Raw genomic sequence first — 12,932 nt, forward strand, 5'->3', positions numbered from 1 at the left:
CCGCGATGCGCTCGCCACGCATCACTCCGTCCGGACACGGGACCAGGCCGTTCCCCGCCCCTCCCCCGTGACCCCACGTGTGTGCGCCCGCCACCGGACCGGCCCCAGCGCCGGCCCGCCGCGCACCCGCCGCGGTTCCTTCCGTGCTGCTTCACCAGTGAACGGCTTCGCCATGCCCGGAAGGACATCCATGCCTCACGACCCGACACGCCCGGCTGACCCCGTCGGCGAACCGATCGCCATCATCGGTATGGCGGGACGGTTCGCGGACGCCACCAGCCCTGAAGAACTCTGGGACATGCTGCTGCGGGGCCGTGACGCCATCACGGACATCCCGCCCGAGCGCTACGACATCGACGCCGTCTACGACCCCGCTCCCCGCACCCCCGGCCGCACCGTGAGCCGGTGGGGCGGACTGCTGCGCGACATCGACGCCTTCGACGCGGAGTTCTTCGGCATCTCGCCCCGCGAGGCCGACCGCATGGACCCCCAGCAGCGGCTGCTGCTGGAGGTCGCCTACGAGGCCCTGGAGGACGCCGGCCAGCCGCTGCCGCGCATCGCCGGCACCGACACCGGCGTGTTCATCGGCCAGCTCGGCGGTGACTACTGGCACCTGCAGTACGACGACCGCGACCAGCTGGACCTGTACTCGATGACCGGCGCGGCCGCGCGGGCCATCACCTCCGGCCGCCTGTCGTACGCCTTCGACCTGCGCGGCCCCAGTTTCACCGTCGACACCGCGTGCTCCTCCGCGCTCGTCGCCGTCCACAACGCCGTGCAGGCCCTGCGGCTGGGCGAGTGCCCCCTGGCGATCGCCGGTGGCGTCAACGTCGTCCTGCTCCCGGAGGAGGGCGTCGTCTACTCCGGCGCCGGCATGCTCGCCTCCGACGGCCGCTGCAAGTTCGCCGACGCCTCCGGTGACGGCTTCGTCCGCAGCGACGGCATCGGGGCCGTCATCCTCAAGCCGCTGTCCGCGGCCCTCGCCGACGGCGACCGCGTCCGCGCCGTCATCCGCGGCTCCGCGGTCGGCAACGACGGCCAGAGCAGCGGCTACCTGGTCACCCCCGCCGTCGAGGGCCAGCGCGAGGTGCTGCGCCGCGCCTACGACAACGCCGGGGTCGACCCCGCCGACGTCGACTACATCGAGGCGCACGGCACCGGCACCAGCGTCGGCGACCCGGTCGAACTCGCGGCCCTGGCCGACATCGTCGGCCCGCGCACCGAGGACCGGCGCTGTCTGGTCGGCTCGGTGAAGACCAACATCGGCCACGCCGAGGCGGCCGCCGGCATCGCCGGGCTCATCAAGGCCGTGCTCTGCCTGGAGCACGGGACGGTGCCGCCCAACCTGCACCTCACCCACCCCAACCCGGCCGTCGACTGGGACAACCTGCCGCTGACCGTGCCCACCCGGGCCACCCCGATACCCGAACGGGACCGGCCCGCCCTCGCCGGCGTCAGCAGCTTCGGCTTCTCCGGCACCAACGCCCACCTCGTGCTCGAAGCGGCCCCCGGACCGGCCGCGAGCGAGCCGGACGACGGGCGCGGTGAACTGCTGGTGCTGTCCGCCCTGAGCCCCGAAGCCCTCACCGAGGCCGCCCGCCGCATGGCCGACCACCTCGACGGCCCCGGGACCCGGCAGGCCCTGCGCGACATCGCCCACTCCGCGGCGCTGCGGCGCACCCACCACGACGCCCGGCTGGCGCTGGCCGCCGACAGCCATGCCGAGGCGGCCGCCGTCCTGCGCGGGTTCGCCGACGGCGAGGCCGAACCGGGCCTGTCCGCCAGCGAGTTCACCGACCCCGAGGCCCGGCCCCGGATCGCGTTCGTCTTCCCCGGCCAGGGCTCGCAGTGGCCGGGCATGGGCCAGGAACTCCTGGACACCGAGCCGGTGTTCGCCCGGACCATGGCGGCCTGCGACGAGGCCATCAAGGCGGAGACCGGCTGGTCGGTCGTGGAACTGCTGCGGGCGGCCGACGAGGAGCGGCTGAAGCAGCTCGACGTCATCCAGCCCACCCTGTGGGCGATGGAGATCGCGCTGGCCGAACTGTGGCAGTCCTGGGGCATCGAACCGGACGTCGTCATCGGCCACAGCATGGGCGAGTCCGCCGCCGCCTACATCTCGGGCGCGCTGTCGCTGCCGGATGCCGCCGCCGTCATCTGCCGCCGCAGCCGGCTGGCCAAGCGCCTGTCCGGCCGGGGGACCATGGCCTGGGTGGCGCTGCCCGCCGACGAGGCCGCCGCCGCGCTGGCCGGCCACGAGGACGAGGTCGCCGTGGCGGCCATCAACAGCCCCACCTCCACCCTGCTGTCCGGCGACGGTGACGCCCTCACCCACGTGCTGGCCGCCCTCGACGCCCGGGGCGTGGACAACCGGCGGGTCAACGTCGACTTCGCCTCGCACTGCCCGCAGATGGACGCCCTGCGCGAGGACCTGCTCGCCGGACTGTCCCACCTGAGCCCGCGCGCGGGCCGTATCCCGCTGCACTCCACCCTGCTGAACGACGTGATCGACGGCTCCGGCATGGACGCCGACTACTGGGTGCGCAACATCCGCCAACCGGTCGACTTCGTGGGCGCTGTGCGCGGCCAGCTCGACCTCGGAGACACCGTCTTCATCGAGGTCAGCCCCCATCCGCTGCTGGTGTCCGGCATCCGCGAGACCGCCCGCCTGCACACCGGCGCGGACACCACCGCGGTCGGCAGCCTGCGCCGCCACACCCCGGAACGCACCTGCCTGCTCACCTCGGCGGCCGCCCTCCACACCGCGGGCGCCCGGCTCGACTTCGAGCGGGTGGCCGACGGGGGCCGCTACGTACCGCTGCCGTCCTACCCGTGGCAGCGCACCCGGCACTGGATCAAGCGGGCGCAGACCCCCGCGCACCCCTCCGGCCGGACCGCGCCCGCCCCCGCACCGGACGCGCCGGACACGGTGGAGCGGGCACCGCACCCCCTGCTGGGACGCCCGCTGCCCGCCGAGGGAACCACCCGCGGCTGGCAGGGGCCGCTGGAGCTGACGGCCAACCCGTACCTGCGCGACCACCGCATCCAGGACACGATCATCCTGCCGGGCACCGCGCACCTCGAACTCGTCTCCGCCGCCGCCCGCGAGGTGCTCGGCGCCGGTGCGCTGGCGGTGTCCGAAGTGCGCTACCACCGCGCCCTGTTCCTGGACGAGGACGGCCCCGCCCCGCAGGTCAGGGTCACCGTCGACACGCTCCCCGACCGGTCGCTCACCTGCCGCGTCCACAGCCGGGAGACCGACGCGGACGAGTGGGTGCTGCACACCGAGGCCCGGGCCCGCTCCCTGCCCGGGAGCGCCGAGGAGCCGTCCGAACCGCTGGACGCGATCCGCTCCCGGCTGCCGCAGCACCAGGACGCCGCCGCGTTCTACCCGTGGAACGCCGAACGCGGCAACCAGTGGAACGGCGCCTTCCAGGGGATCACGGAACTGTGGCGCACCGACGGCGAGGTCCTCGCCCGCCTGTCCTGCCCGCCCGCGCTCCTCGACGGCCTCGGTCTCCACCACTTCCACCCGGCGCTGCTGGACGCGAGCGGCCACGCCATGGCCGCCGCCCGCCCGCTGACCGTCCCCGGCGAGGAGGGCGTCTTCGTCCTGGGCGGCATCGACGAGGTCCGCTTCCACGAGCGGCCCTCGGCCTCCCTCTACAGCCACGCCCGGCTGCTGCCCTCCCCGCGCGAGGACTCCTTCGTCGCCGACATCGACATCCGCGACACCGACGGCCGGCTGATCGCGCAGATGCGCGGCCTGCGCCTGCAGTACCTGGCCGGCCACGCACCGGACCTGCTCCACCCGCACCCCGAGGACCCCGTGACGACGACCGGCACCACCTCCCTCCCCATCCCGGGCAGCGGCCAGGACACCTGGCTGCACACCCTCGGCTGGGAAGAGGCCCCCCTGACCTCCGACACCGGCTCCGCCCCCGCACGGGACGGTTTCTGGCTCGTCCTGACCGACAGCGGCCCCACCGGCCGCGCCCTGGTGCGCGAACTGACCGGCCGCGGACAGCGCGTGGTGGCCGTCACCGCCGGCGCGGGCCGCCTGGCGGGGGCCGGCGACCGCTACCGGATCGACCCGGCCCAGGAGGACCAGTACCGCGAGGTGCTGGCCGACGTCGCCCGTGAGGGCACCTGCCGCGGCATCGTCCACCTGTGGGCGCTGGACGCCCGGGCCGGCCTGGACGCCACGCCCGCCGAGATCCGCCGCGCGCACCTCCTGTCCGCCCACAGCGTGCTGCACCTGACCCGGGCGCTGGAGCGGCAGTCCCTCGGCGACCCGCGGCTGTGGCTGGTCACCCAGCTCGCCCAGGCCACCGGCGCCGGCGAGTCCGTGCGCCACCCCTTCCAGGCGGTGCTGTGGGGCCTGGGCCGCACCCTGGCCGCCGAGAGCCCGGCCCTGGCACCCCGGCTGGTCGACCTCGACCGCTCCGCGGCCGGTGTCGTGGCCCTGGCCGACCTGCTGGAGCGGCCGGACGACGAGGACCAGGTCGCGCTGCGCGACGGCCGGCGGGTCGCGGCACGGCTGCGCCCGGCGTCCGACGGCCCGTCGGTGCCGTACCGGCTGACCCTGCCCTCCCCCGGCGTCCTGGACGACCTCCAGCTGTCCGGGATCCCGTCGCGCACGGTGGCCGGTGACGAGGTCCGCATCCGGGTCAGCCACGCCGGCGTCAACTACCGGGACGTCCTGCTGGCCCTCGGCATGTACCCCGGGCAGGACAACCGGCCGCCGGTCATGGGCTGGGAGTGCGTCGGCACCGTCACCGAGGTGGGCGACGCCGTCACGGACGTCGCCGTCGGCGACGAGGTCATCGCCTTCGCCGAGGGCGCCCTGGCCTCCGAGGTCGTCACCCTCGCCTGCCTGACCGCCGCCAAGCCGGCCCGGCTGACCGCGGCCGAGGCCGCGACCCTGCCCGCCGCCTACCTGACCGCCTACCACTCCCTGCACGACCTGGCCCGCCTCGAACGCGGCCAGAGGATCCTGATCCACTCCGCCACCGGCGGCACCGGGCGCGCCGCCCTGAGCGTCGCCCGCTGGAAGGGCGCCCGCGTCTTCGCCACCGCCGGCAGCGAGGCCAAGCGCGACCTGCTGAGGAAGCTCGGCGTGGAGCAGGTGTCCGACTCCCGCAGTCTGGAGTTCGCCGACACCTTCAAGTCCGCCACCGGCGGCGAGGGCTTCGACGTCATCTACAACACCCTGGCCGGCGAGGCCGTCGAGGCGAACCTGTCGCTGATGGCGCCGTACGGCCACTACCTGGAGCTGAGCAAGCGGGACATCCTCGACGACAACCCGCTGCCGCGGGGGGTGTTCGCCCGCAACCTCTCCTTCCACGCCGTCGACGTGGTGCACATGATCCAGCACGCGCCCGAGCGGGCGGGCCGGATCCTGCGGGCCGCCGCCGCGCTGGTCGACCAGGGCGCCGTGGAGGCCCTGCCGCACACCGTCCACCCGGCCGAGAAGGCCGCGGACGCCTTCCGGCTGATGGCCCAGTCCCGCCACACGGGCAAGATCGTGCTCTCCTTCGGGGAGCCGGCCGCCGGCCCGGCGGCCGCCGTGCGCACCCGGCCGGTCACCGTCCACGCCGACGGCACGTACCTGATCACGGGCGGGGCGGGCGGCATCGGCGGCCGGCTGGCGCTGTGGCTCGCCGACCAGGGCGCCCGGCACCTGCTGCTCACCGGCCGCAGCGCACTGCCCGACACCGGCGGGCCGCTCGCCGCGGACCATCCCCGGGCGGAGGCCGTCGACGTGCTCCGCCGGCTGCGCGAGCGCGGGGTGGACGTGACCTACGCGGCCGTCGACGTCGCCGACGGGCAGGCCATGGAGGCACTGCTCGCCGCCGGGCGCCGTACGGGACTGCCGCCCGTGCGCGGGGTGTTCCACGCCGCCGGGGTCATCGACTACACGCCCCTGAGCGAGATGAGCGGCCGCGAACTGGACCGGGTGCTGGCGGCGAAGGTCTCCGGCGGCTGGAACCTGCACCGGCTGCTGGGCGGGGAGTCGCTGGATGCCTTCGTCCTGTTCTCCTCCGGCTCGGCCCTGCTCAGCTCGCCGATGCTGGGCGGGTACGCCGCCGGCAACGCCTTCCTCGACGCCCTGGCCCACCACCGGCACGCGCACGGGATGCCGGCCACCGTCGTCAACTGGGGCTTCTGGGACAGCGTCGGCATGGTGGCCCGCAAGGAGCGGCAGGAGGAGCGCACGCTGCTGCCGCAGGGCATGTCCTCCTTCCGCCCGGAGGAGGGACTCGCCCTGCTCGGCAGGATCCTGGCCGAGGGGCGCCTGCACACCGCCGTGCTGCCCGCGGACTGGCCCGCCTGGGCGCGCGCCTATCCGTCGGCCGCCGGCGCGCCCCTGCTGACGCACCTCGTCGGCGGCGGCCACCAGGCCGCGCCCGCCACCGCGCCCGTGGTCGCACCGGCAGTCGCACCGTCAGTCGCGCCCGAGGTCCGGGACCTTCCGGTCGAGACCGTGGCACCCGCACCGGCACCCGCGCCCGCCGCACCCTCGGCACCCGCCGCACCCGCGACCCCGCCGAACACGGAGCTGGTCGACTTCCTCAAGCAGGAGGTCGCCGTGGTCATGGGCCTGCGCCCCGAACGCCTCAACATCAACCGGCCCCTGAACCGCCTCGGCATGGACTCCCTCATGGCCGTCGAACTCCGCAACCGCGTCGAACGCCGCTACCAGGTCAAACTCCCCATGGTGCAGCTCCTCAAGGACGGCACCATCACCACCGTCGCCCAGGCCCTGGCCACCGAACTCGCCCCGGACACGGGTGAGAACAACGCGGCGTCCACCGTCGCGCCCACCACCGCACCCGAGCCGGCACCGGCACCCGCGCCCGCCGCACCCTCGGCACCCGCCGCACCCGCGACCCCGCCGAACACGGAGCTGGTCGACTTCCTCAAGCAGGAGGTCGCCGTGGTCATGGGCCTGCGCCCCGAACGCCTCAACATCAACCGGCCCCTGAACCGCCTCGGCATGGACTCCCTCATGGCCGTCGAACTCCGCAACCGCGTCGAACGCCGCTACCAGGTCAAACTCCCCATGGTGCAGCTCCTCAAGGACGGCACCATCACCACCGTCGCCCAGGCCCTGGCCGCCGAACTGAACTCCGCCGACGCCTCGGCCTGACCGAGCGAGTGACGAGGACCCAGCTGCCCATGAAGACCACCGACATCCACATCGCCGGACTCGGCACCTACATCCCGGACGTCGTCGACGCCCGCAAGGCCGTCGCGCTCGGTCTGTACGACGCCGACGAGTACGAGTTCTACGGCTGGACCGGCGCTGCGGTCGCCGACGACATGCCCGCCCCGGACATGGCCGTCGCCGCCGCCCGGCAGGCCGTGGAACGCTCCGGACTGCACCCGCACGACATCGACCTGCACATCCACGCCTGCGGTCACGAACAGGGGCCCGAGGGCTGGTCGCCGCAGCACTACATCCTGCGCCACCTCACCGACCGCGACGTGCCCTCCTTCCGGGTCTGGCAGGCGTGCAGCGGTCTGATCGGCTCGCTGGAGCTGGCCGCCTGCTACCTCCAGGCCGTCCCCGAACGCAGCGCCGCGCTGCTGACCGGCGCCGACAACGTCGGCACGCCGAACTTCAACCGGTGGGCCTTCGGCATCCAGAACGGTGTCCTCGGTGACGCCGGCAGCGCCGTGCTGCTGTCGAAGACCGAGGGGTTCGCGAGCCTGCTGTCGATCAACACCGGCTCCACCGCCGAGGTGGAGGAGCAGTACCGGGGCAACGAGCCGCTGTTCCCGCCGTCGCTGACGGTCGGCCGGGGCATGGACTTCAAGGAGCGGCTCGCCGCCGCGGGCGGCCTGGAGGAGACGGTCGCCGAAGTCGTGCGCCGGCAGGGCGAGCTGCGTACCGAGATCGCGCTGCGCACGCTGGCGGAGGCCGGTCTGGAGCCGGGCGACGTCACCCGCGTGTGCCATGTGTTCACCGGTCAGGAGAGCTATCTCAAGGTCATCCTCGACCCCATGGGCCTCTCCCCCGAGCAGGGGCTGCTCGACTTCGGCCGCAACCTGGGGCACTTGACGGTCAACGACCAGATCGTCGGTCTGACCCACCTGGTCGAGACGGGGCAGGTCGGCCCCGGCGACCACGTGCTGATCGTGGCGCACGGCGGCGGCGTGTCCATCACCTGCGCCGTCGTCCGCATCGACCGGCGGCCCGACTGGGCCGCCCGGTAACTCCCGTGTCGCGCACCGGCCCCCGGCGGGCCGGTGCGCCCCTCCGCTGTCCGGTCAACCTTCTGACGTCAGGGACGTACCACCGATGTCGTATCTCGCCTCCTCGCCTCTGCTCGACGCCGAGGCACTGATCTCCGCCTCCGGTCTGCTGGGCATCATGGCCACCGTGTTCGCCGAGTCGGGGCTGATCGTCGCCTTCTTCCTGCCCGGCGACTCGCTGCTGTTCACCGCGGGGCTGCTGGTCGCCAACGACCAGATCCTCCACCAGCCGCTGTGGCTGGTCATGCTCGCCATCGCCGTCGCCGCGGTCCTCGGCGACCAGTTCGGTTACGCCTTCGGCCGCAAGGTCGGCCCCGCGCTGTTCCGCCGGCCCAACTCGCGGTTCTTCAAGCGGGAGAACGCCGAACGCGCCCAGGAGTTCATGCTCAAGCACGGGCCCAAGGCGCTGGTGATGGCCCGCTTCATCCCCGTCTTCCGCACCTTCATCCCGATCACCGCAGGCGTGGGACGCATGGCGTACCGCACGTTCTTCCTGTTCAACGTGATCGGTGCGGTGCTGTGGTCGGTCAGCCTCACGCTGGTCGGCTACTACCTCGGCCAGATCGCGTTCGTCCGGGACAACATCGAGGCCATCGTGATCGGCATCGTGCTGGTCTCCGGCATCCCGATCATCATCGAGGGCGTCAAGATGCGCCGCCGGGCCCGCGCGGCCCGGAGCGCGGGCGCGGAACCGACCGCACCGTCCACCACCACCGCCGCCGAAACGGAGCTGCCCCGCCCATGATCTCCGCCCAGGACTTCTGTGACCTCCTCGCCGACCGCGGCTTCGGGCTCGCCAGCGGGGTGCCCTGCTCGCACTTCGGCGGTCCGATCGCCCACCTGAGCACCCGGCCGGGTCGTTACGTGCCCGCCCCGAACGAGGGCAGCGCCCTGGCCGTCGCCGCGGGCGCCGCGCTGGGCGGCCAGCGTGCCTACGTCATGCTGCAGAACTCGGGGCTGGGCAATCTCGTCAACCCGCTCACCTCGCTGGTGATGACGTACCGGCTGCCGATCCTGACCTTCACCAGCCTGCGCGGATGGCCCGACCCGGCCACGGACGAGCCCCAGCACGAGGTGATGGGGCCGGCCACCCCCGGCATGCTCGACAGCATCGGCACGCCGCACTACACCCTGTACGCCAAGGACACCGTGGACGAGTTCACCGCGGTCCTCGACCTGGCCGAGAAGGACCTGGCGGCGCGGCGCGCCCCGTTCGTGCTCGTCGAGCGCGGCGCCATCGGCAAGGCCACCGCCGCGAACGACCCGCACACCGAGGGACTCCCGGCGGCGGAGGCGATCCGTACGGTCACGGCCGCCGCGCCGGAGGCCGCCGTCGTCGCCACCACCGGGTTCACCGGGCGCGACACGTTCGCCGTGGCCGACGCCCCCGGGAACTTCTACATGCAGGGTTCCATGGGACACGCCTCGTCCCTGGGGCTGGGCGTGGCCCTGACGCATCCGGAGCGGACCGTCGTGGTGCTGGACGGCGACGGCGCGCTGCTGATGCACCTGGGCGCGCTGTCGATGATCGGCCACGAGGCGCCGGCGAACCTGATCCACGTGGTGCTCGACAACCGGGTCCACGAGTCGACCGGCGGGCAGGCGACCACCTCGGCGACGACGTCGTTCCCCGGGATGGCCCTGGCGGCCGGTTACGCGAGCGCGGTCGCCTGCGCCACCGAGGACGCGCTGCGCGAGGCGGTGCTGCGCGCCCGGGAGGCCGCCGGGCCCCACCTGATCAGTGTCAGGACGCTGCCGCGGACGGGTGCGATCCCGCCGCGTGCCACGAACGCGCTCAGCACACTGGACATCCGGGACCGCTTCCAGGAAAGTCTCCGGCCGTAGCCGTAGCCGGACCGGGCGCGCGGAGTGCCGAAGGGCCGTGCCCCACGCCGGTGGCGTGGGGCACGGCCCTGTCCCGTGGCGCGCGGTCGAGCGCGGTCAGGCACCCCGGGCCTCGACCGGGCCGTCGGCCTCCGGCTGGAGGCACGCGGCCACGGTCTCGGGGTCCATGGCCGCCAGGCTGGCGAACATGCGCAGCGGCTCGGCCAGGGTCTGACAGCACATCACGTACTGGTTGCTGCGGCCCTTGGGGATCGCCTCGACGAGGTGCTGCTCCCGCAGGGGGGCCAGGTGGTGGCTGACCAGTGTCTGGCTCAGACCGGTGGCCTCCTGCAACTCCTTGACGGTACGCGGGCGCTGCGCGATCAGCAGGATCAGCATCAGCCGGGTCTCGTCGGCCAGCGCCCGCAGCTTGGGCGCCAGCATCCGCGCCCGCTCGCGTTCGCCGAGCCACTGGGCGGGGTCGCTGACCGCGACCTTGAGCTTCGACGGCCGGGCCATCGCCACCTCCCTCTCGGCCCGCGACCGGGCCTGCGGACACGGCCCGTCCTCGCCCGACGGGCCGGGCCGGGCTGCGGGTTCGATCCTACGCACTGTCGTGGTTCCGGCCGTTCAGGAGGCCGCGGAGGCGTCGGCGCCGGTGGTGTGCTTCGCCGGTGCCTCGGCCTGCGCGGGCCCCTCGTCGTCCGTGACGCGGGCCGTGGGCAGGACGAACGCCACGACCAGCGCGCCGACGGCGGCGACGCCGACGGCGATGAGCAGGGTGGTGGCGAACCCACCGACGAAGGAGTGCTGGGCGGCGTCCAGCACGCGCCGGCCCGCCGCGCCGCCCATCTGCTGGGCGACGGCGGTGGCACCGGCGAGGGATTCGCGCACCGCCTCACCCGCCTCGCCGGGCAGCCGCGCGGCCTGCGGCAGGTCGTCGCGGTAGACGGTGGCGATGACGCTGCCGCTGATCGCGATGCCGAGGGCACCGCCGACCTGCATGCCGACGTCCGCGACCGCGGATCCGGCACCCGCCTGGCGAGCGGCGGAGACCACCAGGATGGCGTCCACGGCGGGCGGCAGGGCGATGCCCATGCCGAGGCCGAACACGGCGAGTCCCCAGAGCGCCTGGGCCTCGTCGTCGACCTGGAGGCCGGCCAGGATGCCGAGGCCGGCGGTGCACAGGAGCAGGCCGAACACGACGGTGGCCTTCAGGCCGGCGCGCTCCACCAGCTTCGCGGACAGGGGGGCGCCGATCATCATGGTGCCGATGGCGAGCATGCGCAGGCCGGCGCCCAGCGGGTCGAGTTCCAGCACCGACTGGAGGTACTGGGTGAGCAGGTACAGGCCGCTGTAGAGGCCGAAGGAGGTGCAGGCGATCGCCAGGGCGCCGCCGCCGTACCGGGCGTTGAGGAACAGGCCCACGTCGAGCATCGGGTGCGCGGTGCGCCGCTCCCAGACGACGAAGGCGACCATCAGGGCGGCGCCGACGAGCAGGGAGCCGACCGTGACGACGTCGCCCCAGCCGTTGTGGGGGGCTTCCACCAGGCCGTAGACGATGGCGACCAGTCCGGCCACCGACAGCAGGGCGCCGACGAGGTCGAGACCGGGGTGTGCCTCGGCCTTGGACTCGGGGATCAGTCTGGCGCCGAAGACCAGGGCGACGGCGGCCAGCGGGACGTTGATGAGGAACATCGAGCCCCACCAGAAGTGCTCCAGCAGCAGGCCGCTGACCAGCGGGCCCAGCGGCACGCCGACGGCCGCCGCGCCGGACCAGATGCCGATCGCCTTGCCCTGCTCCTCGCGCGGGAAGACGTCCTTGATGATGGCCAGCGTCGCGGGCATCATCAGCGCCGCCGAGACGCCCATCAGGGTGCGGAAGGTGATCAGCATCTCGGCGTTCGTGGCGAAGGCCGCGCCGAGGCTGGTCAGTGCGAAGGCGGCCGTGCCGACGGAGAGCAGGCGCTTGCGGCCGAAGCGGTCGGACAGGCCGCCGGCCATGAGGAGGAGCCCGCCGAAGGCCAGTGCGTAGGAGTCGACCATCCACTGCAACTGGCTGGTGGTGGCGTCCAGGTCCTCCTGGATGCTGGGCAGGGCGAGGTTCAGGATCAGGGTGTCCAGGCCTATCAGGACCAGGCTCAGGCACAGGATGTTCAGGATCTGCCATCGGCGGGGATGACCGGCGGGGCTGTTCACTCACGTACTCCTCGAGCGGGGACGGGACGGCGCCCGTGCGGGGCCGCCCACACATTAAGCAGCATCGGCTGCTATCAACAGCAAACGCTGTTGATAGCGGCTGAGTCCGTGCGCTGGATTTCGGCCATCTGCGCCACACCTTCACACTTGGCGACCCGTCAGCGGCGCCGTGGCCGTGATGTGCGGAGATCGGCGAAAACCAACTGCCGGGATTCGGCCCGCGTGTCTCATGTGCCACCCGAGCGCACACCCGGCGGACCCCGTCATTCCGCACCAATGAACCTGATCAGCCCTGCCGTCGACCCCCCGAAACCGCACACGACCCCACCTCGGACCTCTGGCGGGGAGTTGGCGGGAAACGCTCCCAGCAGGGAAAGAAACCCTCGAATACTTTGACCGTCATCGATAAATTGAGCGAGAAGCAGCACGGGACCTCATCGCACGAGGGGTCCGGCAAACGGGGCGCCAGGGGGCTGGAACACATGCGTACATCCGGCAAGCGCACAGGCGCGGCCACATCACCGCCGACGCGGCGATAGAAGCCCGCGCGCCCCGACTCACGTCCGAGGTCCGTGCGTGGCGGCACGGTCCTGACATCACCTCAGACACCATCGAACACCCGCGCAGCGAGACACGTCGGCACGTGT

The 12,932-nt window shown here is 73.2% G+C and carries 6 protein-coding genes; 4 read left to right on the forward strand and 2 right to left on the reverse strand.

Annotation, left to right across the window (positions count from 1 at the left end; translation table 11 throughout):
* The first annotated feature begins 190 nt into the window (after nt 1-190).
* From FHX78_RS05315 to aepY, 4 genes are all read left to right on the forward strand, one after another.
* Nucleotides 191-7,153, forward strand: coding sequence for a type I polyketide synthase (locus FHX78_RS05315; protein WP_145866312.1), 6,963 nt, complete (start codon nt 191-193; stop codon nt 7,151-7,153).
* Between the two features lie 29 nt (nt 7,154-7,182).
* Nucleotides 7,183-8,223, forward strand: coding sequence for a ketoacyl-ACP synthase III family protein (locus tag FHX78_RS05320; RefSeq protein WP_145866313.1), 1,041 nt, complete (start codon nt 7,183-7,185; stop codon nt 8,221-8,223).
* An 85-nt stretch (nt 8,224-8,308) separates the two neighbouring features.
* The gene (locus tag FHX78_RS05325) at nt 8,309-9,007 is read left to right on the forward strand and encodes a DedA family protein (RefSeq protein WP_145866314.1); all 699 of its coding nucleotides are present in this window, start codon (nt 8,309-8,311) and stop codon (nt 9,005-9,007) included.
* Nucleotides 9,004-10,107, forward strand: a complete 1,104-nt coding sequence (gene aepY, locus FHX78_RS05330; protein WP_145866315.1) for a phosphonopyruvate decarboxylase — start codon at nt 9,004-9,006, stop codon at nt 10,105-10,107. Before FHX78_RS05325 ends, aepY begins: the two co-directional genes overlap by 4 nt.
* A gap of 96 nt (nt 10,108-10,203) precedes the next feature.
* Here aepY and FHX78_RS05335 read toward each other — a convergent pair whose 3' ends face one another.
* On the reverse strand, nt 10,204-10,605 hold the full coding sequence (locus FHX78_RS05335) for an ArsR/SmtB family transcription factor (protein ID WP_145866316.1): 402 nt from the start codon (nt 10,603-10,605) through the stop codon (nt 10,204-10,206).
* A 111-nt stretch (nt 10,606-10,716) separates the two neighbouring features.
* Nucleotides 10,717-12,285: an MFS transporter gene (locus FHX78_RS05340; protein WP_145866317.1), complete on the reverse strand. Its 1,569-nt coding sequence runs from the start codon at nt 12,283-12,285 to the stop codon at nt 10,717-10,719.
* Nucleotides 12,286-12,932 lie beyond the last annotated feature (647 nt).

This window comes from Streptomyces capillispiralis (assembly GCF_007829875.1).
Classification (GTDB): domain Bacteria; phylum Actinomycetota; class Actinomycetes; order Streptomycetales; family Streptomycetaceae; genus Streptomyces; species Streptomyces capillispiralis.